A 25,273-nucleotide genomic window follows, 5' to 3' on the forward strand; every position below is an offset into this window, starting at 1 on the left:
ATGACGACAAGAGCCGGACGGATGCCCGCCGCCCGGCCAACAACAAGCATTCCGGGCGGATCGGATCATCATAATGGCACCCAGAGGCAGCCAGCGCACCGTCAACAAGATTGTCGCGGAAAACCGCAAGGCCCGCTTCAACTACGAGATCATCGACACCTACGAGGCCGGTCTCCAGTTGACCGGAACCGAGGTCAAGTCGTTGCGCGAAGGCAAGGCGAACATCGCCGAATCCTATGCCTCGGACGAGGGCGATGAGATCTGGCTGATCAATTCGCATTTGCCGGAATATCTCCAGGCCAATCGCTTCAACCATGAACCGCGCCGCCGCCGCAAGCTTCTGCTCAACAAGCGCGAGATCAACCGGCTGCGTCAGGCGATCAATCGCGAGGGCATGACGCTGGTCCCGCTCAAGATCTATTTCAACGAGAAGGGCCGCGCCAAGCTCGAACTGGCGCTCGCCAAGGGCAAGAAGCTGCACGACAAGCGCGAGACGGAGAAGGAACGCGACTGGAACCGGCAGAAATCGCGACTGCTGAAGACCGGCGGCTGAGTGAGAGAATGACTGATCTGCTGAAAGTCAGTGTCGGCCCCTTCATCTTCACCGCGCGCTTCGAGCGGCAGAAGGCACCGGAGACCTGCCGGATATTCGAGACCTTCCTGCCGTTCCACAATCAGACGATCCATTCCCGCTGGAGCGGCGAGGCCGTCTGGGTGCCGCTCGGCGACTTTCAGTTCGGTGCCGGGTTCGAGAACCACACCTGCCACCCGTCACGCGGCGACATCCTGCTCTATCCGGGCGGCTATAGCGAAACCGAACTTCTCTTCGCCTATGGCAGTTCCCATTTCGCCAGCAAGATGGGCGCGCTTGCCGGAAATCATTTCCTCACCGTGGTCGACGGAGCTGAGAACCTGGAAACCATGGGCCGGATGGTGTTGTGGCAGGGCGCCCAGCCGATCCGTTTCGAAGCGATCTGACAAGCCGCGCCCCGAGGGGGCACGGCATTGTCTCTTCGGGAAAAACCGGATCCCGCTTCTCCCTGACAAACTCTAGGCGGCGTAGCGCGGCCGGTAGTCCTGCGCTGGTGCGGTGATCGGCATGGCCCGGGAAAGCGTGAAGCGCTGCACCAGAAGATTGAGCTCCTGGGAGATCTGCAGAAGCGATTGTGTGGAGGCGTGTGTTTCTTCCACCATCGCGGCGTTCTGCTGGGTCATCTGGTCCATGCTGTTGATGGCCGTATTGATCTCGGCAATGCCCGCCGACTGCTCCTGGGACGACGTCGTGATCGCTGCGATATGGGTGTTGACGGCCTGCACCTGCGTGCCGATCGTTTTGAGGGCCGCACCCGTCTTGTTGACGAGGCCGACACCCCGGGCCACGTCCTGTGACGAACGATCGATCAGGACCTTGATCTCCTTTGCCGCGGCCGCGGAGCGCTGAGCCAGTTCGCGCACTTCCTGGGCGACGACGGCAAAGCCGCGACCGCTTTCGCCGGCCCGCGCGGCCTCGACCCCGGCATTCAGCGCCAGCAGATTGGTCTGGAACGAGATCTCGTCGATGACGCTGATGATCTGGGTGATCTTCTTCGAGGAAGACTCGATGTCGCCCATGGCCTCGATCGCCTCGTCGACCACCAGACCGGAACGCACGGCTTCGTCGGCCGAGGCCGTGACTGCTTCGCGGGCTTCCCGCGTGCGTTGCGCGGTCTGCTGGGCAACCGTTGTGATCTCGTCGAGAGCCGCCGCCGTCTGCTCGAGCGCGGCTGCCTGCTGCTCGGTCCGCCGAGCCATCTCGTCGGTCGCCCGGGTCAGCTCTCGCGTATTGGCGGCCGTGCGGGCAGCCTCGCCGGAAATCTCTGCAAAGGCAGCGCCGAGCGTCTGCACGGTGGTATTGAAGTTCATACGCAGTCTGTCGAAGCGCGGCGCCAGTTCACCTTCGACAGTGGCCGTCAGGTCATGGTTGCTGAGCCGCACGAGCGCGGCATCGAGAGCGTCGAGCGCCACGTCCTGCTCATGTTCAAGCCTCTGGCGTTCCTCCTCGGCACGCGCCCGCTCCTCGGCCAGGGTGTCGAGATAGACCGATATGGAATAGTCCATGTCCAGCATGGCCGCCTTTACGATTGTCGTCAGGTTCTCGGCCAGGCGTTTCGCCTTGCGCCGCTGCAGCAAACCTTTCATCTCATCGGCGATCAGGGCTTCCATGATGCCCTCCAGGACCAGGGCATAGGCACCGATGTACCAGCGGGGCTCTAGCCCCAACCGCGCATGGGTTCGCCCGATCTTCGACACCGCCTCGACATACTGGTCATCCAGCTTGCCGGAACTGATGAGCGACCAGTGCTGCTCCTGCTTCTGTTTGGCATGGGCGATGTGGGCATCACTGGCGAAGAAACGTGCCGTTTCCCCATGGGATTTCGCCATGCCGTAGAACGCGTCCAGGGCCGGGCCGATGGCCTGCCGGATCAACGGCTGCAGGCTGGCGAGCCGCTGCCTTTCGGCACTGCCGAGACCGAGGAAATGCAACCGGTCGTGCAGGTGGGCGGTCGGGCGATGAAAGGCGGACATGTTTATGACCTATAATTAAATTGATGGTGGCGGCCGTGATAGGCTCGTCGGAGGCGGCAGTAAATCACGAGACGCGGCCGTAGCTTTAGCGTGATTAAGGAAGGATGAATCAGACATTTGAAACGCATGAATTAATTGGCAATGATCAAAAAATGCTGGGCCGAAAAACAATTCAGCATCGACCGCGCCACCCTACCGGTCCGCGAGGCACGTCTGTTTGTTGATTGTTTTCAATGACGTAATTACCGCCACAGGGCGTTTCTCGATGTTGGCCCCAGACGCGCCTTTTCAGGCGTCGCGCATTGGCCGTCAGCAGAGGCTGACCTGGATCACGCTTCGGTTTCGGAGGCGGGCGCGGGCTCGACCTGGCGAACCGGGCGTTCGCTCGGATCGCGGCCGATCTCGGCCTTGAGCGAGATCAGGTCGATGAAATGGTCCGACTGCCTGCGCAGGTCGTCGGCGATCATCGGCGGCTGGGTCGCCATGGTGGAGACCACCGAGACCTTGCGGCCCTTGCGCTGCAATGCCTCGACCAGGGTGGTGAAATCGCCGTCGCCGGAGAAGATGACCAGATGGTCGACCGTCTCGGACTGTTCCATGGCGTCGATCGCCAGTTCGATGTCCATGTTGCCCTTGACCTTGCGGCGGCCCATCGAGTCGGTGAACTCCTTCGCCGGCTTGGTGATGACCTTGTAGCCGTTATAGTCGAGCCAATCGATCAGGGGGCGGATCGAGGAATATTCCTGATCCTCGATCAGTGCGGTGTAGTAGTAGGCGCGTAGCAGATAGCCGCGTTTCTGGAACGCCTTTAGCAATTTACGATAGTCGATGTCGAAGCCGAGGCTCTTCGATGCCGCATAGAGGTTCGCGCCGTCGATGAAGAGTGCGATTTTTTCCCGGGGATCAAACATCGTGCCAAATTCCTTTGTCGGAAATACAGAACTAGTGATAAAAGACAATCAAAACAAAACCTTGCCTTTTCACTCATGAATAGTCCACTTAAATTATGAAATATTCATATACGATTTATCTAGGGCAGGGAATATCATATTCCAAGCACGCATGGGTTGAAATGGGCCCGTCCGGCGGTGATTTTTTGCCCGGCGGTCCCGGTGTGGAGGACGCTTCGGTGACGAAAAACTTGAAATTGCCTTCCATTGATTGTATCGGGCTGCTAAATCCTTAAATTCCCGAGCGCAAAGGACAGGCAATGGCCCGTGTCACCGTTGAAGACTGCATCGACAAAGTAGATAACCGCTTCGAGCTCGTTCTGCTCGCCAGCCATCGCGCGCGTCAGATCTCGCAGGGCGCTCCGATCACGGTCGATCGCGACAAGGACAAGAACCCGGTGGTGGCTTTGCGCGAGATTGCCGACGAGACGCTCTCGCCCGGCGATCTCAAGGAAGACCTGATCCATTCGCTGCAGAAGCATGTCGAGGTCGACGAGCCGGAGCAGGATACGGGCACCCTGATCGGCGCCGGCGCGGTTGCAGCCAAGGGCGACGACGAGGATGAAATGCCGGAGGCCGTCAGCTTCGACCAGATGTCGGAAGAAGATCTTCTGGCCGGTATCGAAGGGCTTGTTCCGCCGGAAAAGAGCGACGATTACTAATCGTCAAGCAATAGGGCTTTAAAGTCTCGGAAACCCGCCGTTGTGCGCCAATCCCTGTCGATTGGCGCGCTTTTCGTTTATGGAGCACCTGGGCATGATGCGGCAATACGAGCTCGTCGAGCGGGTTCAGAAATACAAGCCCGATGCCAACGAAGCTCTGCTCAACAAAGCCTATGTCTATGCCATGCAGAAGCATGGCAAGCAGACGCGTGCCAGTGGCGACCCTTACATTTCCCACCCGCTCGAAGTCGCCGCTATCCTCACCGACATGCATCTCGACGAGTCGACCATCGCGGTGGCGCTGCTGCACGACACGATCGAGGATACCTCCGCGACGCGGCAGGAAATCGACGAACTGTTCGGCGAGGACATCGGCCGTCTGGTCGAGGGGCTGACCAAGCTTAAAAAGCTCGACCTCGTGTCGAAGAAGGCCAAGCAGGCGGAAAACCTGCGCAAGCTGCTGCTGGCGATTTCCGACGACGTGCGCGTCCTTCTGGTCAAGTTGGCCGACCGCCTGCACAACATGCGCACGCTCGAGCACATGCGCGACGACAAGCGCGCCCGCATTTCCGAAGAGACGATGGAAATCTATGCGCCGCTCGCCGGCCGCATGGGCATGCAGGACATGCGCGACGAGCTGGAAAACCTGTCCTTCCGCTACATCAATCCGGAGGCCTACGAGACCGTCACGCAGAGGCTCGCCGAGCTCTCCCAGCGCAATGAAGGCCTGGTCAAGAAGATCGAGGACGAATTGCGCGAACTGCTGGTCGCCAACGGACTGCTGAACGCCCGGGTGAAGGGGCGGCAGAAGCAGCCCTATTCGGTCTTCCGCAAGATGCAGTCGAAGTCGCTGTCGTTCGAACAGCTCTCCGATGTCTACGGTTTCCGCATCATCGTCGACGATATTCCGTCCTGCTACCGCGCGCTCGGGATCGTCCACACCCGCTGGCGCGTCGTGCCGGGTCGGTTCAAGGACTATATCTCGACGCCCAAGCAGAACGACTACCGCTCCATCCACACCACCATCGTCGGTCCGTCGCGCCAGCGCATCGAGCTGCAGATCCGCACCAAGCGCATGCACGAGATCGCCGAATACGGCATCGCTGCGCATGCGCTTTATAAGGACGGTGAGGGCGGAGGCGACGGGGAACTTCTGTCGCGCGAGAGCAATGCCTATTCGTGGCTGCGCCATACCATCGAGGCCCTGGCCGAGGGCGACAGCCCGGAGGAGTTCCTCGAGCACACCAAGCTCGAGCTGTTCCAGGACCAGGTCTTCTGCTTCACGCCGAAGGGCAAGCTGATCGCCCTGCCGCGCGGTGCGACCCCGATCGATTTCGCCTATGCCGTCCACACCAATATCGGCGACACCACGGTCGGCGCCAAGATCAACGGCTCGATCATGCCGCTTGTCACCCGCCTGTCGAACGGCGACGAGGTGGAGATCATACGCTCCGGCGTCCAGGTGCCGCCGGCGGCCTGGGAGGAGATCGTCGTCACCGGCAAGGCCCGTGCCGCGATCCGGCGCGCCACGCGCATGGCGATCCGCAAGCAGTATGCCGGCCTTGGCCATCGCATCCTCGAGCGCACCTTCGAGCGGGCCGGCAAGATCTTTTCGCGCGACGGCCTGCGGCCGGTCCTGCACCGTCTCGGCCAGCGCGACGTCGAGGATGCGATCGCCGCCGTCGGTCGCGGCGAACTGTCGTCGATCGACGTCCTGCGCGCCGTCTATCCCGACTACCAGGATGAACGGGTCACGGTGAAGCCTTCGAGCGACGAAGGCTGGTTCGCGATGAACAGTGCCAATGGCATGGTCTTCAAGATCCCCGGCAAAGCGCGCCCCGTCGAGGGTGACGCGGCCGACGGCGAGGAGCGACTGCCGATCCGCGGCCTCGGTGGCAATGCCGGTGTGCATTTCGGGCCGGCCGGCGCCGTTCCCGGCGATCGCATCGTCGGCATCATGGAGGACGACAAGGGGATCACCATCTACCCGATCCAGGCGTCCGCCCTGCAAAAGTTCGACGACGAGCCGGAACGCTGGATCGACGTGCGCTGGGATCTCGACGAGGCCAACAAGTCGCGCTTCATGGCCCGCATCCTGATCAACGCGATCAACGAACCGGGTACGCTGGCAACGGTGGCGCAGACGGTGGCGCGGCTCGACATCAATATCCGCACCCTGTCGATGATGCGGGTCGCCACCGACTTTACCGAGATGGCGATCGATGTCGAAGTCTGGGACCTGCGCCAACTCAACCAGTTGCTGGTCGAGATGAAGGAACTGGACTGCATCTCGACCGTCAAGCGGGTCTACGACTGACGGGGCCGCATCGTTCCCGCGATGCGGCAATGAAGTGTGTTTCCGGTCAACGAGGCCAATTGATTGCTCGTCACCAATGGTTCACTCTGACCATGCGCTGTGGGGTGCCGTGGATGCGGTTCACTCCGCAGCGAAGTCCATGCGAGGAGCGGCAGCCGTGATCAAGGTGTTCTCCGTCTTGCTTTTGGTCTTGCTGGCCGGACCCCTTTCCGGCCGGATCGCTCATGCGGGCGACGTCGAGCAGCGGTTTCTCTATGGCCGAGTCCTTCAAGACCGGGAACTCGGTTGGGCCTGTTATTCAAGGCGATACGATCCCGCTCATTTGCGCAGCCATCCCGGCCAGAACGTCTCGGAGATAGCCATGCTCGCCTATCGCCCCGACTGGCCGGGCGCGGGGGCGAGCATCCTCAACTTCAAGGCGCGGTTCCGGGACGGAGGATTGGCCGAATTCTCGGGAGAGTGCAAAGAGGGTCGAGGTGATGTGCTGGCCTGTGGCATGGAATGCGATGGTGGCCCCTTTGCCCTGAGGAAGGCCGGGGGAGGGGCGATCATGGTCGACATGCCCGCCGCACCGGGCCTTTGCAACGATGGGGAGGGTGCGGATTTTGCCGGCGATGACAAGCTCTTCCGCCTCGATCGGACGGATTTGGCCGATTGCCGGGATCTGATCTGGGACGACGAGATACGTCCGCGTCTGCTCCGGGCTGCCGGACAGTAGGTTGGCCAGCCATTAACGTGGTTGCCGGTTTCTTAAACCTTCCTTAAGCCGGCATGCAAAGGCCGCATGCCTGCGTTCCTCTTTCGGATCTGGTCGTTTGTGCGGTGCACAATTATATTCGCCTCAGATAAGAGAAATGATCTGAGGAAACGAAAAATGTTCAAGCCCCTTCGCAAGATTGCCAACGCCCTTCGCGTTCCCACCTCCACCGAACGCGAAATGGCCTATCTCAACGGCGCCCGCGACATGGTCGACCTGGAATTCCGTCAGCGCGAAATCGAACGCGGCATGTTCCGCAGCCGCTTCTGATCGCGAACGCGACCCATACCGGTGCGCAGGGTCCTTGCGCACCGTTGCGAATGTCTGCGGACGATTTTCGCCCGCCTGACTTGTCGGAAGATGGGGGCATCCACTACATGTGGTCCATGCTGACCCTTCGATGCCGGGCTGAAGCCCCTGATCCCCTTTCATCCTGCCGGTATCCGGCTTCGCCAGAGCATTTGGTGCTGCGGGGTGATCGCTTATGATCATCGGCATCGGCAGCGACCTCATCGACATTCGCCGCATCGAGCAATCGCTCGAACGCTTCGGCGAGCGCTTCACCCAACGCTGCTTCACCGAGATCGAGCGACAAAGGTCCGATGGCCGAAAGAACCGCGCCGAGTCCTATGCCAAGCGCTTCGCCGCCAAGGAGGCCATGTCGAAGGCGCTGGGCACCGGCATGGCCGAGGGCGTGTTCTGGAAGGACATGGGCGTGGTCAATGCACCGAGCGGCAAGCCGACCATGGCGCTGACCGGCGGCGCCGCGATCGCCTTGCAAAGACTGGTCCCGGCCGGTCACGAACCGGTCGTGCATCTGACCATCACCGACGACTATCCGCTGGCCCAGGCCTTCGTCATCATCGAGGCGCGGCCGGTGCGCGACTGACGACCCCACCGGACAGGGCATTTTCCGCGCCTCTGCCGTTGCCGCAGCGACGCGAACCGACTAGACAGGGCAGGATTTGCCAGAAAAGGAATTGACGGCGTGGAAGCTGAGAAGAAGCACAGTGTTCTTTGGGAGAATATCAAGGTCATCATCCAGGCCCTGCTCCTGGCCATGATCATCCGCACGGTCCTGTTCCAGCCCTTCACCATCCCGTCGGGCTCGATGATGCCGACGCTGCTTGTCGGCGACTACATCTTCGTCAACAAGTTCTCCTACGGCTATTCCAAGTATTCCCTGCCGTTCTCGCCGGACCTGTTCGAGGGCCGCATTTTTGCCAGCGCGCCGGAGCGCGGCGACATCGCCGTCTTCCGCTTCCCCCCGAATCCCAAGGTCGACTACATCAAGCGCGTCGTCGGCCTGCCGGGCGACCGCATTCAGGTGACGGACGGCGTGCTGAACATCAACGGCAAGCCGGTGGCACGCGCCGAGGATGGCCGTTTTACCTCCGACTACAGCCTGGATCCCGGCACGGACGTGCCGGTGTTCCGCGAAACCATGGACAATGGCGTGAGCTATGACACGCTCGACCAGGCCCCGAACACCCGCGGCGACAACACGCGCGAGTTCATCGTCCCCGAAGGCCACTATTTCATGATGGGCGACAACCGCGACAACTCGCTCGACAGCCGTTTCGACGTCGGCTTCGTGCCGGAAGAAAATCTGATCGGCCGCGCTTCGGTGATCTTCTTCTCGCTCGGCAACGACACCTCGTTCCGCGAAGTGTGGAAGTGGCCGTCGAACATGCGCTGGGATCGCCTGTTCAAGGTGGTCGAATGAAAAGACTGAAGGGGCTCGGCGAGGAGGACCGGACGCGGATCGAAACCGCGATCGGCCACACCTTCGCCGAGAAGGAGAGGCTTGACCGCGCGCTCACCCATTCGAGCGCGACGCCCTCGGCCAAGGGCGGAGACTATGAGCGGCTGGAGTTTCTTGGCGACCGGGTTCTGGGCCTGTGCATTGCCGAGCTTTTGTTCAAGACCTTCCGCAACGCCACCGAGGGCGAGCTTTCCGTGCGCTTCAACCAGTTGGTCAGCGCCGAGGCCTGCGCCGCGATCGCCGACGATCTGGAACTGCACCGCTTCATCCGCACCGGCTCCGACGTCAAGAAGCTGACCGGCAAGGCCATGCTGAATGTCCGGGCCGACGTGGTGGAAAGCCTCATTGCGGCAATCTATCTCGACGCAGGGCTGGAGGCCGCGCGCGGCTTCGTCCTGCGCTTCTGGCAGGAAAAGGCGAGCCGGGCCGACGGCGCGCGACGCGATGCCAAGACCGAACTGCAGGAATGGGCGCATGCGAAATTCGCCAAGACGCCCGCTTACCGGATTGCCGAACGCGCCGGACCGGATCATGATCCCCTCTTCACGGTGATTGTCGAAATCCCCGGCATTGCACCTGAAACCGGAACGGACCGCTCCAAGCGCGCCGCCGAGCAGGTCGCCGCCACGAAAATACTCGAACGCGAAGGCGTCTGGACGCAGTCCACGGACGCAGGCTGATTGGAAACCATGAGCGATACCGAAAACCCCTCCGTCGAAGGCGCAGCCGTTGACGACAAGCCCACGCATTCCGGCTTCGTGGCCCTGATCGGCCCGACCAATGCCGGCAAGTCGACGCTGCTCAACCGCCTCGTCGGCGCCAAGGTGTCGATCGTCAGCCATAAGGTGCAGACGACCCGCGCCATCGTCCGCGGCATCGCCATCCACGACAATGCCCAGATCGTCTTCATGGACACCCCCGGCATCTTCAAGCCGCGCCGCAGGCTCGATCGCGCCATGGTGACGTCCGCATGGGGCGGTGCCAAGGATGCCGACCTTATCCTGCTCCTGATCGACAGCGAGCGAGGGCTGCGCGGCGATGCCGAAGCCATCCTCGAGGGGCTGAAAGACGTGCACCAGCCGAAGATCCTGGTGCTCAACAAGATCGACCGGGTTCGCCACGAAGATCTGCTGAAGCTCGCCGCCAAGGCGAACGAGGCCATCGCCTTCGAGCAAACCTTCATGGTCTCGGCAACGACCGGCTCCGGCTGCGACGACCTGATGGATTTCCTTGCCAAGCGCCTGCCGGAAGGTCCGTGGTATTATCCGGAAGACCAGATCTCCGACCTGCCCATGCGCCAGCTCGCCGCCGAAATCACCCGCGAAAAGCTGTTCCTCAGGCTCCATCAGGAGCTCCCTTACTCGTCGCATGTCGAGACGGAAAAGTGGGAAGAGCGCAAGGACGGCTCGGTTAGGATCGAGCAGGTCATCTATGTCGAGCGCGACAGCCAGAAGAAGATCGTGCTCGGCAAGGGCGGCGATGCGATCAAGTCGATCTCGACGGCGTCGCGCAAGGAGCTCTCTGAAATCCTCGAGCAGCCGGTCCACCTTTTCCTGTTCGTCAAGGTGCGCGAGAACTGGGGCGACGATCCGGAGCGCTTCCGCGAGATGGGCCTCGAATTCCCGAGGAACTGAGCGCGTCTTAGCGCTCTATGCGGCGAGCGACGAATTTCGAGATCGGCCCGCCGAGCAACAACACCAGAAACAGCCGCGCCGTCTGCAGCGCCATGACGAAGGACAAGTCGACCGGCGTCGAGGCGGCGATGATGGCGACCGAATCGAGGCCGCCGGGGCTGGTCGCCAGATAGGCGGTGAGCGGGTCGATGCCGAACTGGTAGGTCAGCAGTGCCGCAAGCCCGGCGCAAAAGACGATCAGCACGACGATCGAGGCAAGGATCTGCGGCAGCGCATGGGCGGCATGACGCAGGATGCGGCGGGTAAAGCTCAATCCGATCTTCCAGCCGAGCGTCGCATAGCCGATGGCCAAGAGCCATGGCGGAAGGTCGATGGTGATCATGCCCGCCGAATGAAGGGTGGCGGTGGCGATCAGCGGCAAAAGCATGGTGCCGGCCGGGATCTTCAGCCGTGCGCCGAGCGCACTCGCGGCGAAGGATACGGCCAGCGTCTTGGCGAGTTCGATTGCGTCGACGGCGGGAAGCCAGACGATCTGAGGGGCGGGGCCGCCGCTGGCATGAAAGGCCAGGGCCGCGACGAGCGAGGCGGCGGAGGCGACGCAGACCACCCGCAGATATTGCATGAAGGCGACGAGCCGAACATCGCCGCCATGGGCTTCGGCCATCAGCATCATGGCCGAGGCCGCACCCGCCGAAGTGCCCCAGATCGCCGTGGTGCCCGGCAATGTGCCACCCTTGGCCATCAGATATCCCATCACGCTGCTGGCACCGATGACCGCCAGCACGATCGCCAGGAAAATCGGCCAGTCGGCGGCGAAGGTCTTGATGATCTCGGCATCGAGCGAGCGCGCAATGACGCAGCCGAGCAGGGAATGGGCGGCGATATAGGGGATGCGGTGGACTGAAAGCCGCGCGCCGTTCGTGGCGACGACGATCGCAGCGACCATCGGGCCGAGCAACAGCGAGCCCGGCAGGTGCAGGAGTTGCAGCACCAGCGAAAAGCCGATCGACGCGCAGACCAGGACCAGCCAGCGCGCTGGAGCCGGTAGTCCGGTCAGGAAGCCGGGATCGGGCGTGTGGTCGGGGGAGCCGGAGGGCGATGGCTGCATTGCGGGGAAGCCTGAGGGTCGCGTGCGCGGGAGGGGTGTCGGCCTCGACTATACCGATTCGATCAAGCCCCGTGTGAAAACTTGGCGAATATCATTTCCATCTGACCTTTGATCCACGGCGGGTCGGCGTCTCGTCTGTCCGCGAGCGTTCAAATCGGCTAGAACAGGACCATGCAGTGGACGGACGAAGCAATATTCCTCGGCGCGCGGCGCCACGGCGAGACGAGTGTCATCGCCGAAGTGATGACGCGCACCCGCGGCCGCCATCTCGGCATGGTGCGGGGCGGGCGCTCGCGCACCATGCAGCCGGTGCTCCAGCCCGGCAATCGGGTGGAGGTTGTCTGGCGGGCCCGGCTGGAAGACCATCTCGGCGAATTCCGCGTCGAGCCGATTACCCAGCGTGCGGCGCGGCTGATGGAAAGCGCCACCGCCGTCTATGGCGTACAGGCGCTGGCGGCGCTGTTGCGCCTGCTGCCGGAGCGCGAACCGCATCCGCATCTGTTCGAGGCTCTCGACGTCATCCTGGAACATCTCGATGACCCGGCGACGGCCGGCGAATTGTTCATTCGTTTCGAACTCGCGATATTGGATGATCTCGGCTACGGGCTGGATCTGGAGCGATGCGCCGCCACGGGCCAGCGCGAGGACCTGGCATTCGTGTCACCCAAGACGGGCCGGGCGGTGAGCCGCGATGCCGGATTGCCCTGGGCGGACAGGATGCTGGCGCTGCCGCCATTTCTGAGGTCCGGTGCTTCCAAGGCGGCGGACAGCGACAGCCTTGCTGCGGCGTTCCGGCTGACCGGGTTCTTCCTCAACCGTCATGTCTACGAGCCGCGCGGACTCGAGGCCGGCGCGGCGCGTGAGGGTTTCTGTCAGGCGGCGCTGAAGACCTTGCGGGCGCCGGAAGCCGGCCCGCCATTGGCGGCGACCCGAAACATCTCGTGATCGTCGCTGGTTTCCTGGATATGCCGGTGGATGGCGTTCTGGAGTTCGCCGATATTGCTATAGGTGCCACCGTCCAGCGCGATGACCGGATATTTGACGGCGATGAACTTCAGGCGATCACCATCCGGAATGGTGATTCCGACCGGAACCCCGGCATATTCGATGACTTGCTTTTCCATAACGATTTCCCCGCCTGCGCGGTCGCGCAGACATACAATATTGTGTCGATTGTAGAATTCAGTGCTTGGGCAGCGTCACATTCGACAGAAGCGACGGCAGAGATTGGTTGCCACCACACCGAGCGGGGATTTCTGCCAGGGGCGGGCGGCATGATGGAAAACAACACGCATTTCGCTGACCTCCTTTTTGGCAAGGGCCTCTCTTCCGAGACCCGGTTTCTTCCGGTTCGAACCGGCTGCATCAAGGTAGGTGCGCAGGTCACCCGCGTCAACCGACCTTCAGTGAAAAACAAAATAATATTCTGTGACGGTTTTAATATGTGTGCATTGCGGCAAAAATAATCCGTCCTGCCGCAATCGTTAAAAAATGCTCCTGATCCAGGCGTTTCAGGCCGCCGCAGGAACCGCCCGCTCGACGGGCCTTTCGCGGATCGGCCAATGGACAATCGCGGCGAAGATGCCGAGTGCCACGCCAAACCACCACACGCTGTCGTAGGAGCCGAGACGGTCATAGAGATAGCCGCCCATCCAGACGCCGAGGAAGGAGCCGATCTGGTGCGACAGGAAGACCAGCCCGCCGAGCAAGCCGAGATGGCGCGTGCCGAACATGATGGCGACGAGCGCATTGGTCGGCGGCACGGTGGAGAGCCACAGCAGGCCCATGACGATGGCGAACACGACCACCGAGGTCGGTGACTGGGGCAGAAGCAGGAACAGCGTCACGGCGACCGAGCGGGCGATATAGATCAGCGCGAGGAAATAGGGCTTGGAATAGCGCTGACCGATCACGCCCGAGGCGAGCGAGCCAATAATATTGAAGAAGCCGATCAGCGCCATGGAAATCACCGCATAGCGCGCGTCGATGCCGATATCGCCGAGATAGGCGGGAAAGTGTGCGGTGATGAAGGCGACCTGGAACCCGCAGACGAAGAAGCCGCTGGTCAAGAGCAGATAGCTCTTGTGGGCGAAGGCCTCTTTCAGAGCGTCCCCGACCGATTGCTTGAACTGGCTCTGCCCTTGCGTCCCGGAATTGGCATTGCCGCGCAGCGGGTAGGCGAGCAGCGGCACGATAAGCATCAGCGCGCCCATGTAGACGAGGCTGTCCGACCAGCCGAAGGAGGAGATCAGCGCCTGACTGAGCGGCGCGAAAAGGAACATGCCGGCCGAACCGGCCGCGGTGCCGATGCCAAACGCCAGCGAGCGCTGCTCCGGCGTCACGTTGCGGGCAAAGGCCGACAGCACCACGCCGAAGGAGCCGGCGGCGATCGCAAGCCCGATCAGCACACCACCGCCGATGTGCAGCCAAAGCGGCGCGCCGGCATTCGCCATCATCAGCAGGCCACCCGCATAGAGCAGGCCACACAGCGTCAGAATGCGCGCCGTACCGTATTTGTCGGCCAGTGCACCGAAGAGCGGCTGTCCGAGGCCCCAGCACAGATTCTGCAGCGCCATGGCCAGCGCGAAGGTGGAGCGGTCCCAGCCGGTATCGGCAAGCATCGGCAGCTGGAAGAAGCCCATGGCCGAACGCGGCCCGAAGGTCAGCATGGCGATCAGCGATCCGCTGATGATGATCAGCCAGGGCATGGGGTTGCGGGCAGTCGTGGCCATGGAATCGTCTCCTCTTGGAGATCGGACGATATGCCGCGGATCCATGCGCGAAAAGCGCCTTTTCGTGAAGCGCTCATCAGGGAAATTGATCGGAGCTGGTCTAAGCCGCAGAAAAACTGAAGGTCCGCCCCGAAGGCAATCTGCCGGCGCCGATGGCGCGTTGCGCTATTGGAACAGCGACAGGATGTTTTGCGAGTTGGAATTGGCGATCGACAGGGCCTGGATGCCGAGCTGCTGCTGGGTCTGCAGGGCCTTGAGACGCGTCGATTCCTCGTTCATGTCGGCATCGACGAGACGGCCGACGCCGGTGTCGATGGTATCGCTGAGATCGGCGACGAATTCGCTCTGCATGGTGATCCGCGAACTGAGCGCGCCATAGGTCGCCGTGGTGTCGACGGTATATTGCAGCATGGAGTCGATCACCGAGATCATCTCATCCAGTTGGGCATCGGTGGTGGACGACGACAGCTCCATCTCGGTGACGGACGGATACCCGGCCACCGCCGGGCTCGGCGATTTCAGCAGCACCCAGCCGGTCGCAAGGCCTGCGTCCCAGGCGAAGTTGGGGCTGGTCAGAATGCCGAGGTCGCCGATATGCGCCGACATGAAGTCGATCAGCGCCCAGGTGTCGGACGGTTCCGCCACCTGCGTCTCGTCGCGATAATTGAGCTTGATGGTCTCGATCGAGACGGTGCCGTCGGCTGCGCGGACGAAGGAACCGACCAGTTCCTTGTCAATCGCATTGGCATCGTCCTGCGCCGTCTCGAGATAGAGCCAGTTCTGGCCGTTGAAGCTGGCGGAGGACGATATGCTGATCAACTGGTCCTTGAGTTCCTCGACTTCGGCATTGATCTTGTCCCTGTCGACGCCCGGCTCGCGTGCAGCCACGAATTTCGCCTTGATCTCATCGACCACGCCGATTGCGGCATCCATGCCGGTATAGGCTGTGTCGACCTTGGCCGCGTTCATCGCGAGTGCGTCTTCGACCGCCGAAAGGGCCTTGTTGTCGGATCGCATGGTGGTGGCGATGGACCAATAGGCGGCATTGTCCGAGGCGGTGTCGACCCGGTATCCGCTCGACACCCGGGACTGGGTCGTGCCGAGTTGCCCGCTGATCGATCGCAAGGTGTCCAAGGCGGCAATGGCCGAGACATTCGTCATGATGCTGGTCATGAGCAGGTCCAAACTGAAGGAAATTCAATTCGACCCAAGGTCCGGGAAGCCCTGCCGTCGACTCATGACGGATAAGATGTCGATGCGGCCAACATGGGCAAAGATCCTCAATAAATGATGAACCGCTAGAAGAAATCGTCCCCAGTAAACTACAGATGGCGTGATCCTGCTCAACGATGTCTTAGAGTTGTTCATCTCGGGGCGAATGTTATTCTCATCGCACTTTGATTGCCCATGCGGCGGACTTTTCCTCCGTCACATGCACCGTGTCCCCGAGCGAGAGCCGGCCTTCGCCACGCGGCACGGCATTCCAGCCGAACAACGGGCCGGGGACCCGGCGGTCGGCCGACATGCGGATGCGCCCCATGGCCGGCATGGGATTGGCGACTTCGCGCGATCCCGTCTGCTGGTCCTGCGTTGTCATGATGCAGCGGGCGCAAGGCTTGACCAGATCGAAGCGGATGCCGCCGATCTCGATCGCCCCCCAGCGATCTTCGGCCCAGGCTTCGTCGCAGTCGACGACGATGTTCGGGCGGAAGCGCTCCATGCCGACGCTGCCTTCCCCGTGTTCCGCCATGTCGGCATTGAGCGCGGCAAGGGATCCCGTGGTGGTGACCAAGACCTGGTAGCCGTCGGCAAAAGTGACCGGCGCGTCGGGGCCAGCCCACTCGCTGCTGGCCGTACGCTCGGCCTCGCCGTCGAAGAAGACGAGCTTTACCGGGCGGCCAAACCATCCGGAGAGACGATCGTTGACGCTGTCCTCCGCGACCGCGACGTCGACGATCGATTTCCAGATCGCCACGCTCATGCGACGCTCGGGATGCGGCGGGGCAACCATCATTTCGCGGCCGTCGGCAAGCGACAGGTGGAGGTGGGTCGACTGGGGAAGGGCGGTCAGCGTCGCGAGCGCCGGCAGTTCCCGCTGGGTGATGAAATGCCCGGACGGGTCGGCGAGCATCATCCGGCGGTCACCGACAAGACCGCGCGCGTCGACCTTCGCCGCCGGCAGCGCGATCCCGCGCCCGCTCTTGAAGGGGTAGATGTGAAGTTCGCTGACGTGCATTTTTTAGCCTCAGATCTCGTCGATGAATTGCGTGAGGACGGCCCGCAGCCGTTCGTGGCGCTCGTGCGCGATCGCGGCGCCGGCAGCGGTCTGGAAATTGTCGGAGAGCTTGAACAGTTTCGCCGCGAAATGGTCGATGGCAAAGGTCCGGTCGTCCAGTGCTCGACGCTCCGCTAGCGGATCCACGGGGTCATAGAGCGCCGAGCCCATCCGGCCGGCGGTGTAGAAACAGCGCGCCGCCCCGATCATGCCGATTGCGTCGAGCCGATCCGCGTCCTGAAGGATCTTCGCCTCCAGCGTTTCGGGCGCGATATTGGCGGAAAAACTGTGCGCGGTGATGGCATGGGCGACGGCGGCGATGTCAGGTGCCTCCCAGTGGAGGGCAGTGAGCAGGTCGGTCGCCTTGTCCGCCGCAAGCCGTGAAGCTTGCGATCGAAGCGGCGAGCTCTTCTCCACCGCCACGCAATCATGCAAAAGCACCGAAGCAGCAAGAATGCGACGATCGCCGCCTTCTCGCTCGGCGATGCGCATGGCATTGCGAAAAACCCGGTGGATATGGGCGAGATCGTGCGATCCGTCGTCGCCGGATACGGCATGGGGCAGGAGCGCCTCGGCAAGCGCCGCCTGCGGGGCGAAATGGGCGGGTCCGAGGGCGGCGGGCGAGGGGCTGTCATTCATGGCGCGCATTCTTGGCGGCGGCCCGGTTCAAGGTCAATGCCCGTCATGACGGACGCGGCGTCTGCGCGGCATTTCGGCCAGCCGGGCAATGGCCCTTGCAATCCGTCACAAAACTTTCTAAATCAACAGCACCGGCATCTGCCGGTTTTCTTTGATCCCATTTTTGCTCAAATTGAGCATAAGTGGTGCCCAGTCGGGGAGGTTTCGGCATGGCACATTTCACCCAAGGCGGAGAACTCGCGCAGGCGCGACGGCCTCAGACCGCAGCGCAGCGCTTCGGCGTCATCGAGCGCCCCGATCTGTCCTTTACGCCGGCCGTCGCCAAGGAAACGGAACATCTCTACGAGCGGGTGAAGGCCTTCATCCCGGCGATCGAATGGCCGGTCTTTGCGCCTTATATCCATGCGATCAACCGCATCAAGAAGGAACGCGGCGCGGTCATTCTCGCGCACAATTACCAGACGCCGGAGATATTCCACTGCGTCGCCGACATCAAGGGTGATTCGTTGCAGCTTGCCCGCGATGCGACCCGTGTCGATGCCGAAATCATCGTCCAGTGCGGCGTGCACTTCATGGCCGAAACCTCGAAACTGCTCAATCCGCAGAAAACCGTGCTTATTCCCGATAGCCGCGCCGGCTGCTCGCTGTCGGAATCGATCACCGGGGCTGATGTGCGGGCGCTCAAGGTCCGTTATCCGGGCGTGCCGGTCGTCACCTATGTCAACACCTCGGCCGACGTGAAGGCCGAGACCGACATCTGCTGCACCTCGTCCAACGCGGTCGCCGTTGTCGACAGCTTCGAATCCGACACGGTGCTCTGCATTCCGGACGAATATCTGGCGATGAACGTCGCCAAGCAGACCAAGAAGAAGATCCTGACCTGGCAGGGCCATTGCGAGGTGCACGAGCGCTTCACTGCGGACGAACTGATGGAATACAAGGCGGCCGATCCGTCGATCGAGATCGTCGCCCATCCGGAATGCCATCCAAGCGTCCTGGCGGTTTCCGACTATGCCGGCTCGACCTCGGGCATGATCGACTATGTCAAGACCAAGCGCCCGGGCCGTGTCCTTCTCGTCACCGAATGCTCCATGGCCTCCAATATCCAGGCCGAGGTGCCAGACGTCGATTTCGTCAAGCCGTGCAATCTCTGTCCGCACATGAAGCGCATCACGTTGCCGAAGATCCTCGACAGCCTGCTGTTCATGACGGAAGAGGTGACCGTCGATGCGGCGATCGCCGACCGTGCCCGCCTTGCGGTGGAGCGGATGATCAATCTGAAGCATTGACGAGGCCCGGCCTGTCGCCGGTGGAGATTGCCTGAATGCCCACGAACTTCGAATCCATGCGCCCGCAATCCTGGCAGGGCGTCGACGATATCGTCATCATCGGCGGCGGCCTTGCCGGTCTGTTCTGCGCCCTGAAGCTGGCGCCGCGTCCGGTGACGGTGCTTGCCGCAGCTCCGATCGGCCAGGGGGCGTCGTCCGCCTGGGCGCAAGGCGGCATCGCCGCCGCCATGAGCCCCGGCGACACCTTCGACAAGCATCTGGCCGACACGCTGGCGGCCGGCGCCGGCATCGTCGACGAACGCATCGCCCGGCTGATGATCTCGGAAGGCCCGGACCGCATCCGCGACCTTCTGGCCTATGGCGTGCCGTTCGACCGCGATCTCGAGGGCCAACTGCTGCTGTCGCGCGAGGCGGCCCATTCCGAGCGCCGCATCGTCCGCGTCAAGGGCGACCAGGCCGGCCGCGCCATCATGGAGGCGCTGATCGCCACCGTGCGCAAGACGCCGTCGATCCGCGTCATGGAAGGCTATGTCGTCGAGGAGCTGGTGGCAGAGGGCCGCTTCGTCTCCGGCGTGATCGCCCGCCCCGACGCCGGCCAGTCGAAGACGCGTGTCGCTTTCCCGGCCCGCGCCGTGGTTCTGTGCTCGGGCGGCATCGGCCATCTCTACCAGGTGACCACCAATCCCGCCGAGGCGCGCGGCGCCGGGCTCGGCATGGCGGCCAAGGCGGGTGCGATGATCGCCGACGCGGAATTCGTCCAGTACCACCCGACCGCCATCGACATCGGCCAGGACCCGGCGCCGCTGGCGACCGAAGCACTGCGCGGCGACGGCGCGATCCTGGTCAACCGGGCCGGCCATCGCTTCATGACCGACCTGCATGCCGATGCCGAGTTGGCTCCACGCGACATCGTGGCGCGCGGGGTCTTTGCCGAGGTGAAGGCCGGCCGCGGCGCCTTCCTCGACTGCACCAAGGCGGTCGGCGCGCATTTCCCCGATCTCTTCCCGACCGTCTACGCCTCGTGCATGGCGGCAGGGATCGACCCCGTCACCCAGCCGATCCCGGTCGTCCCGGCCGTGCATTATCACATGGGCGGCGTGCTGGTGGACGCCGATGGCAAGACCACGGTCGACGGGCTTTGGGCGGCTGGCGAGGTGACCTCGACCGGCGTGCACGGGGCCAACCGGCTCGCCTCCAACTCGCTGCTCGAAGCCGTTGTCTTTGCCGCCCGGATCGCCGAGAACATCAAGGGCATGCTGCCCGAATCCTCGCTCTACGAATGGCCGAAGGATGCCGGCGAGAACGACGAACTGGTGACCCTGGAAGACAGTGCCGAACTCAAGGCGCTGCGCCGGGAGATGTCGGCCCATGCCGGCGTCATCCGTGATGCCGAAGGGCTGAAGGACCTGATCCGCGAGATCGTCCGTCTCGAGGGTATCAACAAGCGGGTCCGCTTCTCCAACATGGCGACGGCTGCCAAGCTCATCGCGACGGCGGCGTTGAAGCGCGAGGAAAGCCGTGGGGGCCACTACCGCTCCGATTTCCCGGAACCGGTGGAGGCCCTGCGCCATCGCACCTTCATGACCCTCAAGGATGCCGAACGCATCGCCGCCGAAATCGCCGGCTGATCCAAGACAGAGGTAGTATCCGATGACCGAGCCCCTTCGCCCCGTATTGCTCCCGCTGATGGTCGAGGACCAGGTGCGGGCGGCGCTGATGGAGGATCTCGGCCGCGCCGGCGACATCACCACCTATGCGACGATCGGACCGGAGAAGCAGGCACAGGCCGTGCTCAACAGCCGCGAGGACGGCGTGATCGCCGGCATCGAGCTGGCGCGCGCCGCCTTCCGGCTCGTCGATCCCTCGGTGGTGTTCGAGGCCAGGGTCGCCGACGGCGATCGGGTGAAACCCGGCGATGCGCTGATCCGGGTCGAAGGCCCGGCGCGCTCCATCCTATCGGCCGAACGGGTCGCGCTGAATTTCCTCATGCATCTTTCGGGCGTCGCGACCTACACGGCCGGCTTCGCCGCCGAGATCGCCCACACCCGCGCCCGCGTCACCTGCACGCGCAAGACCCTGCCGGGACTGCGGGCGGTGGAGAAATACGCCGTTCGCCTCGGCGGCGGCTCGAACCACCGCTTCGGCCTGGACGATGCCATCCTCATCAAGGACAATCATATCGCGGTTGCCGGCGGAGTTGCCGCCGCCATCGACGCTGCCCGGGCCTATGCCGGACATCTGGTGAAGGTCGAGGTCGAGGTCGACAATCTTCACCAGATGCGCGAGGCGCTTGGCGCGCGACCCGATGCGATCCTGCTCGACAATATGGGGCCGGACCTCTTGCGCGAGGCGGTCGAGATCAACCGGCAGCATCACGGCCTTTCGAGCGCCGATTATCCCGCAGCCAAGGGCCGCGTCATGCTGGAGGCATCCGGCAATGTGACCATCCAGACGATCCGGGCGATAGCGGAAGCCGGGGTCGATTTCATCTCCACCTCGAAGGTGACCATGGCGGCGCCGACCCTCGACATCGGGCTGGATGTGGTCATCGGCTGACGAAAATCAGTTCTTTGGTCGCGGTCGCTACCCTTGCGCCTTCGTGCGCTGCGTCACACCGGCCGCGGGAAACTCCATGCGTTCAAGCCGTTGAATTATGTTAGGAAGTACGCAAACTACTTATCGTAGATCATTATTGGCTTTTGACCGATTTCCGCGAATCCCGTAGCCCGAAGACATCCCGCTGATTGAGTATTGCGTACTGGGACACACCCATATTGAGCCGATACTTGAGGGGATTTGCATGACCAGTATATCTTCGTCGCTCAGCGGCAACTCTCTTTACTCGACATCGCTTTCCAGCCTCGACACCAACGGAGACGGAATCGTCAGTGCGGAAGAACTGGCCGCCGCGGAAAAGGCGAGCGGTCGGCAGCGCACCCAGGATCCGACGGTCGAGAACGAGAACGCCGCAAGCGGTGTCTCCTCCCAGGTGGCCGGTGGCGTCATGGCCATGTTGCTCGCCAGTTCCGGCGGACAGGCCGATGCCCAGGCGGATGATCGCCAGTCTGCCGCCGATCTGTTCGCCCATATCGATGCCGATGGCGACGGCAAGGTGACCGAGGCCGAGTTCATTTCAGCCCGCCCCGAGGACATGAGCGAGGATGATGCAATGGCCCTCTTTGCCAAGCTCGACGGCGAAGGCACCGGCTCGCTGACGCAAGACCAGTTCGTCACCGCGATGGAGAAGCTGCGACCCGAAGGCCCGCCGCCTCCGCCGCCGGTCGATGACCAGTCGGCCGAGGACGACGACACCGTCAGCCTGTTCGATGTGCTGGAAGAGATGAAGCAGGTCATCGCGGCCTACTCGGCCTTTACGGAGCAGCAGGAGAGCGAAGCCGGGGCGCCGTCAGATATCAAGCTCACGATCTGATCGCCATGCGCTCGCTCTTGCGCAGTGTCTATGCGTCTTCCCGCTCTGCCCTGGCGGTAGGTTGCGCAAGGCCGGGTACGTGGGCATTGTAGGTTACCTGCGGGAAGGGGATGGAAATTCCGTTCTCGTCGAAGGCCTGCTTGACTGACTTGATCATGTCGCGCGAGGTCGGCCAGAAGTCTGCGGCAGCCGTCCAGTACCACAGCGTCAGCACCACGGCGCTGTCGGCCAGTTCATCGACGAAGGTGTCGACCGGCGGTTCCTTCAATACGCGCCGGTCGTTCTCCGCCAGGTTCCGCATCAGACGCTGGGCAAGGTCGATGTCGTCATCGTAACCGATGCCGACCTTCAACTCGAAGCGGCGTGTGCTTTCGCGGCTGAAATTGGTGATCGGCACGTTCCACAAGGTCGAGTTCGGCGCCAGTCTGTAAAGCCCGTCCGGTGTCTTGAGCTCCGTGGCGAACAGCCCGATTTCCCGGACGGTCCCGGAAATGTCCCCCGTGTCTATGTATTCTCCCACCCGGAAGGGCCGAAGCACCAGAAGCATGATCCCGGCGGCGATGTTCTGCAGCGTTCCCTGGAGCGCAAGACCAACGGCGAGGCCCGCTGCGCCGAGCGCGGCAATGATCGAGGCGGTCTGAACGCCGAACTGGCCGAGCACCGTGACGAAGACCAGCAGCAGCGCCGCATAGCGGATGACATTGGCGAAGAAGCGGGCAAGCGTCTCGTCAATGCCCCTGACGCGCAGCAGTCCTTCATGCGCCCAGCGGCTGAGGAGCGAGGCGACCGTCCAGCCGACTACCAGAAGCAACAAGGCGCCGACGATCGAGAACGAATACTGCACGGCAAGGGCACTCGCCTGGCTGAGCGCAGTGCGCGTCGCGATGATGAATTCACTGGCCTGCTGCTCCATCGAACGGGTCACTCCTTCACGTCAAGTTTCGTCAAGGGGCTAGATGGGGCAGGGCGCCTCGGGGTCAAGCGGGCGCTTTTGGCATGGGCCTGCACAATGCGTCTGGATCAGCGTCCGCCGAGCTTCAGGCCCGGCGCCGGCCTTTCCTCGAGGATCTGTCGGCGGAAGCGGAAAAGGGCGGCGGGCCTGCCCCCTGTCGCCAGCGTCTCGCCGGTCGGCTCGACCAGTTCGGCGCCCTCGACCAGTCGGCGGAAATTCTGCTTGTGCAGGTGCCGGCCGGAGATCGCCTCGACGGTCGCCTGCAATTCGGTGAGGGTGAACTCCGGCGCCATCAGTTCGAAGACCACCGGGCGATATTTGATCTTGCCGCGCAGCCGCGCGAGCGCGGTCGCGGCGATCCGCCGATGGTCGGCAAGCATGGCAATTCCAAGCGGCGCCGAAACGCGCCGGGCCGCGACCCGGCCGTCCAGCACCGCCTCATCCACCAGTCCCGCCTCGTAGAGCAGTTCATAGCGTTCCAGAACCCGCTCCTCGTCGAAGGGGAAATCATCGAGACCGAAGGCGAGCTTCAGCCGCGAACGGCGCGACGGCCGCATCTCCGCCTTGTCCTCGGCGGGGTTTTCGCCCGCCCATTGCGTCAGCGCCGGCAGGATCACCCGGTCGATCACCGCCGGTCGGCCGTGGCGCCAATCCTCCCACGGCAGATAGCCGTACCAGTCGCGCCAATGCACGCCGGCGGCATCGAGACCCGCCTCGCGCGCCGGGTCCATGCGGGTCAGCGCCAGATAGCCGACGGACACCACATGCGGTCCGACATCGCCGGCCATCTTGTGCCGGCCCCGGTCACCGAAGGTGTAGAGCTGCTCGATATAGCCCATGTGCAGCGCCGTTTGGGCCGTGACCGTCGTGCGCAGCGACATTTCCATCGTCCGGTGGCGGGCGGGATCGAACGGCCCGAACGGCAGGCTCTCCAGCGTGCTCGTCGGATCGCTGACCACCAGTATGCGCGGTGTGCCGCCCGTGACCGCGACGATCGCGGCGTTGAGGCCGATCTCGACGGAGGTGGTCCGGTTCGTCATCGGGTCTGCGCCGGGTCTGGCAGGGGAAGCACGAAGGGCGCATCGCCGTCGGCATCCGCTCCCCGGCCGATCGCCTTGACCGCTGCCTTCAGCCGTCCTCCGCGGCCCAGCAGACTGTCGCCGATCTCCACCAGGCGGGAGTTGGGCGTAGCAAAGGGCGAGGCGGCCCGCAGCCGAAGCGCCAGCGCCTCGTCGTCGTCTTCCGGCGCGACGGCGAGGCTGGCGATGAGGGCCGCCGCGGGCGAGCGCGACACGCCCATCCAGCAATGGATGAGCAGCGGCGCGCTCTGATCCCATGCGCGGGCGAAGTCGATCACCTGCTGCACATGCCGCTCCTGCGGCGCGATCAGGTCGCCGGTGCCGGCAAACGTGATGTCGTTGACGCCGAGCTTCAGGTGCCGATCCGCTGAGATCACCGCCGGACGGTGGAAATCCTGCTTCTCGGCCATCAGCGTGATCATTTCGCGCGCCTTGTGGCGGACGGCGATCTCGGCGATGCGCGACAGGGGCGAGACGACGATCACGCTCATGACGCCACCTTGGCACGGACGGCGCGGCAAGCCTCGATGGCCTCGAAGCGCTCAAGGAACAGCGCCTGCGCCTGAAGGGCCGGCAGCGGCGCCGTCGGCAACATGTCACGGGAAATGCCGCGTGGCTGGCCGAAAAACTTGCGGGCTTCCGGTTCGGAAAAGCCGGCGAGTTCGGTCGCCTCGAAATAGGCGGAAATCCTGTCGGCTTTCTTTATTTGGTCCTTGAGTGTCCGGGTCGGATGGGCCGGCAGGCCGAAGCGCAGGTGGATCGCCGCCTCCAGCCGTTTTTCCACCAGCTTGTAACCCCCGCCGACGACCGCCTTGAACGGCGAAATCATGTCGCCGATCACATATTCCGGGCCGTCGTGCAACAGCGCCATCTGCAATTCCTCGGCGGTTGCCTTGGGATTGAGGCGGCGGAAGATGTCTTCGACCATCAGGCTGTGCTGGGCGACCGAAAAGGCATGGTCGCCCGAGGTCTGGCCGTTCCAGCGGGCGACACGCGCCAGCCCGTGGGCGATGTCGGAAATCTCCACGTCGAGCGGCGAGGGATCGAGCAGGTCCAGCCTGCGACCCGACAGCATGCGCTGCCAGGCGCGTCCCGGGAGACCGGCGGCATCTGCCATGG

The 25,273-nt window shown here is 63.2% G+C and carries 27 protein-coding genes; 16 read left to right on the forward strand and 11 right to left on the reverse strand.

The genetic code is table 11. The annotated features are described in order from the left end of the window. The first annotated feature begins 73 nt into the window (after positions 1-73). Together smpB and RHIZ70P_RS12430 are read left to right on the forward strand one after the other, a co-directional pair. Positions 74-553, forward strand: coding sequence for an SsrA-binding protein SmpB (gene smpB, locus RHIZ70P_RS12425; protein WP_115670631.1), 480 nt, complete (start codon positions 74-76; stop codon positions 551-553). A gap of 8 nt (positions 554-561) precedes the next feature. Then, a complete protein-coding gene (locus RHIZ70P_RS12430; RefSeq protein ID WP_115670632.1) occupies positions 562-978 on the forward strand; it encodes a DUF3830 family protein in 417 nt (138 codons plus the stop codon). A 72-nt stretch (positions 979-1,050) separates the two neighbouring features. Here the strand turns inward: RHIZ70P_RS12430 and RHIZ70P_RS12435 are convergent, their stop codons facing one another. Together RHIZ70P_RS12435 and RHIZ70P_RS12440 are read right to left on the reverse strand one after the other, a co-directional pair. Next, on the reverse strand, positions 1,051-2,565 hold the full coding sequence (locus RHIZ70P_RS12435; RefSeq protein ID WP_115670633.1) for a globin-coupled sensor protein: 1,515 nt from the start codon (positions 2,563-2,565) through the stop codon (positions 1,051-1,053). A 329-nt stretch (positions 2,566-2,894) separates the two neighbouring features. Continuing rightward, the gene (locus RHIZ70P_RS12440; protein WP_115670634.1) at positions 2,895-3,476 is read right to left on the reverse strand and encodes an NYN domain-containing protein; all 582 of its coding nucleotides are present in this window, start codon (positions 3,474-3,476) and stop codon (positions 2,895-2,897) included. 299 nt (positions 3,477-3,775) lie between these two features. Here RHIZ70P_RS12440 and rpoZ point away from each other — a divergent pair, with 299 nt between their 5' ends. The 8 genes from rpoZ (at position 3,776) to era (ending at position 10,650) form a co-directional block, all read left to right on the forward strand. Continuing rightward, positions 3,776-4,177 carry a DNA-directed RNA polymerase subunit omega gene (rpoZ, locus tag RHIZ70P_RS12445; RefSeq protein WP_115670635.1) on the forward strand — a complete coding sequence of 134 codons (402 nt, stop codon included), beginning with the start codon at positions 3,776-3,778 and terminating at the stop codon, positions 4,175-4,177. A gap of 94 nt (positions 4,178-4,271) precedes the next feature. Next, a complete protein-coding gene (locus RHIZ70P_RS12450) occupies positions 4,272-6,494 on the forward strand; it encodes a RelA/SpoT family protein (RefSeq protein WP_115670636.1) in 2,223 nt (740 codons plus the stop codon). Between the two features lie 157 nt (positions 6,495-6,651). After that, a complete protein-coding gene (locus tag RHIZ70P_RS23025; protein ID WP_181904011.1) occupies positions 6,652-7,212 on the forward strand; it encodes a hypothetical protein in 561 nt (186 codons plus the stop codon). A 156-nt stretch (positions 7,213-7,368) separates the two neighbouring features. After that, on the forward strand, positions 7,369-7,521 hold the full coding sequence (locus tag RHIZ70P_RS12460; protein ID WP_115670638.1) for a DUF3563 family protein: 153 nt from the start codon (positions 7,369-7,371) through the stop codon (positions 7,519-7,521). Positions 7,522-7,735: 214 nt separating this feature from the next. Further along, positions 7,736-8,140, forward strand: coding sequence for a holo-ACP synthase (gene acpS / locus RHIZ70P_RS12465; RefSeq protein ID WP_115670639.1), 405 nt, complete (start codon positions 7,736-7,738; stop codon positions 8,138-8,140). 99 nt (positions 8,141-8,239) lie between these two features. Further along, a complete protein-coding gene (lepB, locus tag RHIZ70P_RS12470; protein WP_115670640.1) occupies positions 8,240-8,977 on the forward strand; it encodes a signal peptidase I in 738 nt (245 codons plus the stop codon). After that, positions 8,974-9,696 carry a ribonuclease III gene (gene rnc / locus RHIZ70P_RS12475; RefSeq protein ID WP_115670641.1) on the forward strand — a complete coding sequence of 241 codons (723 nt, stop codon included), beginning with the start codon at positions 8,974-8,976 and terminating at the stop codon, positions 9,694-9,696. The genes lepB and rnc overlap by 4 nt, the downstream gene beginning before the upstream one ends. Before the next feature lie 9 nt (positions 9,697-9,705). Beyond that, complete coding sequence (gene era / locus RHIZ70P_RS12480) at positions 9,706-10,650, forward strand: GTPase Era (protein ID WP_115670850.1); 945 nt, start codon at positions 9,706-9,708, stop codon at positions 10,648-10,650. 7 nt (positions 10,651-10,657) lie between these two features. Here era and RHIZ70P_RS12485 read toward each other — a convergent pair whose 3' ends face one another. Further along, positions 10,658-11,758, reverse strand: coding sequence for an AbrB family transcriptional regulator (locus RHIZ70P_RS12485; protein ID WP_115670642.1), 1,101 nt, complete (start codon positions 11,756-11,758; stop codon positions 10,658-10,660). Positions 11,759-11,929: 171 nt separating this feature from the next. Between RHIZ70P_RS12485 and recO the strand changes: the two genes are divergently transcribed. Both recO and RHIZ70P_RS23030 read left to right on the forward strand, forming a co-directional pair. After that, entirely contained in the window at positions 11,930-12,703 is a 774-nt protein-coding gene (gene recO, locus RHIZ70P_RS12490) for a DNA repair protein RecO (protein WP_115670643.1), read from the forward strand. Beyond that, positions 12,700-13,224: a hypothetical protein gene (locus RHIZ70P_RS23030; protein WP_181904012.1), complete on the forward strand. Its 525-nt coding sequence runs from the start codon at positions 12,700-12,702 to the stop codon at positions 13,222-13,224. The genes recO and RHIZ70P_RS23030 overlap by 4 nt, the downstream gene beginning before the upstream one ends. A gap of 45 nt (positions 13,225-13,269) precedes the next feature. Here the strand turns inward: RHIZ70P_RS23030 and RHIZ70P_RS12500 are convergent, their stop codons facing one another. The 4 genes from RHIZ70P_RS12500 to RHIZ70P_RS12515 form a co-directional block, all read right to left on the reverse strand. Continuing rightward, positions 13,270-14,490, reverse strand: coding sequence for an MFS transporter (locus RHIZ70P_RS12500; protein WP_115670645.1), 1,221 nt, complete (start codon positions 14,488-14,490; stop codon positions 13,270-13,272). A 165-nt stretch (positions 14,491-14,655) separates the two neighbouring features. Continuing rightward, on the reverse strand, positions 14,656-15,663 hold the full coding sequence (locus tag RHIZ70P_RS12505) for a flagellin (RefSeq protein WP_115670851.1): 1,008 nt from the start codon (positions 15,661-15,663) through the stop codon (positions 14,656-14,658). 214 nt (positions 15,664-15,877) lie between these two features. Continuing rightward, entirely contained in the window at positions 15,878-16,726 is an 849-nt protein-coding gene (locus RHIZ70P_RS12510; protein ID WP_115670646.1) for an MOSC domain-containing protein, read from the reverse strand. Between the two features lie 9 nt (positions 16,727-16,735). After that, the gene (locus RHIZ70P_RS12515) at positions 16,736-17,404 is read right to left on the reverse strand and encodes an HD domain-containing protein (protein WP_115670647.1); all 669 of its coding nucleotides are present in this window, start codon (positions 17,402-17,404) and stop codon (positions 16,736-16,738) included. 209 nt (positions 17,405-17,613) lie between these two features. Between RHIZ70P_RS12515 and nadA the strand changes: the two genes are divergently transcribed. The 4 genes from nadA to RHIZ70P_RS12535 all read left to right on the forward strand — a co-directional run bounded on the left by nadA (position 17,614) and on the right by RHIZ70P_RS12535 (position 22,123). Continuing rightward, complete coding sequence (gene nadA / locus RHIZ70P_RS12520; protein WP_115670648.1) at positions 17,614-18,693, forward strand: quinolinate synthase NadA; 1,080 nt, start codon at positions 17,614-17,616, stop codon at positions 18,691-18,693. A gap of 35 nt (positions 18,694-18,728) precedes the next feature. Beyond that, entirely contained in the window at positions 18,729-20,321 is a 1,593-nt protein-coding gene (locus tag RHIZ70P_RS12525) for an L-aspartate oxidase (protein ID WP_181904013.1), read from the forward strand. A gap of 22 nt (positions 20,322-20,343) precedes the next feature. Further along, on the forward strand, positions 20,344-21,249 hold the full coding sequence (gene nadC / locus RHIZ70P_RS12530) for a carboxylating nicotinate-nucleotide diphosphorylase (protein WP_115670649.1): 906 nt from the start codon (positions 20,344-20,346) through the stop codon (positions 21,247-21,249). Positions 21,250-21,493: 244 nt separating this feature from the next. Further along, positions 21,494-22,123, forward strand: coding sequence for an EF-hand domain-containing protein (locus tag RHIZ70P_RS12535; RefSeq protein ID WP_115670853.1), 630 nt, complete (start codon positions 21,494-21,496; stop codon positions 22,121-22,123). 28 nt (positions 22,124-22,151) lie between these two features. Here RHIZ70P_RS12535 and RHIZ70P_RS12540 read toward each other — a convergent pair whose 3' ends face one another. The 4 genes from RHIZ70P_RS12540 to RHIZ70P_RS12555 all read right to left on the reverse strand — a co-directional run bounded on the left by RHIZ70P_RS12540 (position 22,152) and on the right by RHIZ70P_RS12555 (position 25,271). Beyond that, positions 22,152-23,036: a mechanosensitive ion channel family protein gene (locus RHIZ70P_RS12540; RefSeq protein ID WP_115670650.1), complete on the reverse strand. Its 885-nt coding sequence runs from the start codon at positions 23,034-23,036 to the stop codon at positions 22,152-22,154. 107 nt (positions 23,037-23,143) lie between these two features. After that, entirely contained in the window at positions 23,144-24,115 is a 972-nt protein-coding gene (locus RHIZ70P_RS12545; protein WP_115670651.1) for an NUDIX hydrolase, read from the reverse strand. Next, positions 24,112-24,645 (reverse strand): tyrosine phosphatase family protein, encoded by a 534-nt coding sequence (locus RHIZ70P_RS12550; protein WP_115670652.1) that lies wholly within the window; start codon positions 24,643-24,645, stop codon positions 24,112-24,114. Before RHIZ70P_RS12550 ends, RHIZ70P_RS12545 begins: the two co-directional genes overlap by 4 nt. After that, positions 24,642-25,271 carry an HD family hydrolase gene (locus tag RHIZ70P_RS12555; protein WP_115670653.1) on the reverse strand — a complete coding sequence of 210 codons (630 nt, stop codon included), beginning with the start codon at positions 25,269-25,271 and terminating at the stop codon, positions 24,642-24,644. Before RHIZ70P_RS12555 ends, RHIZ70P_RS12550 begins: the two co-directional genes overlap by 4 nt. Positions 25,272-25,273: the final 2 nt, after the last annotated feature.

It is taken from the genome of Paenirhizobium selenitireducens ATCC BAA-1503, assembly GCF_900492185.1.
In the GTDB taxonomy this organism is placed as follows: domain Bacteria; phylum Pseudomonadota; class Alphaproteobacteria; order Rhizobiales; family Rhizobiaceae; genus Allorhizobium; species Allorhizobium selenitireducens_A.

Excerpts from the sequence above, each read along its gene's own strand:
- RHIZ70P_RS12505 (WP_115670851.1), bottom strand. The coding sequence starts at position 15,663 with ATGACCAGCATCATGACGAATGTCTCGGCCATTGCCGCCTTGGACACC.
- era (WP_115670850.1), top strand. The coding sequence starts at position 9,706 with ATGAGCGATACCGAAAACCCCTCCGTCGAAGGCGCAGCCGTTGACGAC.
- nadA (WP_115670648.1), top strand. The coding sequence starts at position 17,614 with ATGGCACATTTCACCCAAGGCGGAGAACTCGCGCAGGCGCGACGGCCT.
- RHIZ70P_RS12515 (WP_115670647.1), bottom strand. The coding sequence starts at position 17,404 with ATGAATGACAGCCCCTCGCCCGCCGCCCTCGGACCCGCCCATTTCGCC.
- RHIZ70P_RS12545 (WP_115670651.1), bottom strand. The coding sequence starts at position 24,115 with ATGACGAACCGGACCACCTCCGTCGAGATCGGCCTCAACGCCGCGATC.
- RHIZ70P_RS12555 (WP_115670653.1), bottom strand. The coding sequence starts at position 25,271 with ATGGCAGATGCCGCCGGTCTCCCGGGACGCGCCTGGCAGCGCATGCTG.
- RHIZ70P_RS12540 (WP_115670650.1), bottom strand. The coding sequence starts at position 23,036 with ATGGAGCAGCAGGCCAGTGAATTCATCATCGCGACGCGCACTGCGCTC.
- nadC (WP_115670649.1), top strand. The coding sequence starts at position 20,344 with ATGACCGAGCCCCTTCGCCCCGTATTGCTCCCGCTGATGGTCGAGGAC.
- RHIZ70P_RS12535 (WP_115670853.1), top strand. The coding sequence starts at position 21,494 with ATGACCAGTATATCTTCGTCGCTCAGCGGCAACTCTCTTTACTCGACA.
- RHIZ70P_RS12435 (WP_115670633.1), bottom strand. The coding sequence starts at position 2,565 with ATGTCCGCCTTTCATCGCCCGACCGCCCACCTGCACGACCGGTTGCAT.
- RHIZ70P_RS12525 (WP_181904013.1), top strand. The coding sequence starts at position 18,729 with ATGCCCACGAACTTCGAATCCATGCGCCCGCAATCCTGGCAGGGCGTC.
- RHIZ70P_RS12550 (WP_115670652.1), bottom strand. The coding sequence starts at position 24,645 with ATGAGCGTGATCGTCGTCTCGCCCCTGTCGCGCATCGCCGAGATCGCC.
- RHIZ70P_RS12460 (WP_115670638.1), top strand. The coding sequence starts at position 7,369 with ATGTTCAAGCCCCTTCGCAAGATTGCCAACGCCCTTCGCGTTCCCACC.
- recO (WP_115670643.1), top strand. The coding sequence starts at position 11,930 with ATGCAGTGGACGGACGAAGCAATATTCCTCGGCGCGCGGCGCCACGGC.
- rpoZ (WP_115670635.1), top strand. The coding sequence starts at position 3,776 with ATGGCCCGTGTCACCGTTGAAGACTGCATCGACAAAGTAGATAACCGC.
- RHIZ70P_RS12440 (WP_115670634.1), bottom strand. The coding sequence starts at position 3,476 with ATGTTTGATCCCCGGGAAAAAATCGCACTCTTCATCGACGGCGCGAAC.
- RHIZ70P_RS12510 (WP_115670646.1), bottom strand. The coding sequence starts at position 16,726 with ATGCACGTCAGCGAACTTCACATCTACCCCTTCAAGAGCGGGCGCGGG.
- RHIZ70P_RS12450 (WP_115670636.1), top strand. The coding sequence starts at position 4,272 with ATGATGCGGCAATACGAGCTCGTCGAGCGGGTTCAGAAATACAAGCCC.
- acpS (WP_115670639.1), top strand. The coding sequence starts at position 7,736 with ATGATCATCGGCATCGGCAGCGACCTCATCGACATTCGCCGCATCGAG.
- rnc (WP_115670641.1), top strand. The coding sequence starts at position 8,974 with ATGAAAAGACTGAAGGGGCTCGGCGAGGAGGACCGGACGCGGATCGAA.
- smpB (WP_115670631.1), top strand. The coding sequence starts at position 74 with ATGGCACCCAGAGGCAGCCAGCGCACCGTCAACAAGATTGTCGCGGAA.
- RHIZ70P_RS12500 (WP_115670645.1), bottom strand. The coding sequence starts at position 14,490 with ATGGCCACGACTGCCCGCAACCCCATGCCCTGGCTGATCATCATCAGC.
- RHIZ70P_RS12430 (WP_115670632.1), top strand. The coding sequence starts at position 562 with ATGACTGATCTGCTGAAAGTCAGTGTCGGCCCCTTCATCTTCACCGCG.
- RHIZ70P_RS12485 (WP_115670642.1), bottom strand. The coding sequence starts at position 11,758 with ATGCAGCCATCGCCCTCCGGCTCCCCCGACCACACGCCCGATCCCGGC.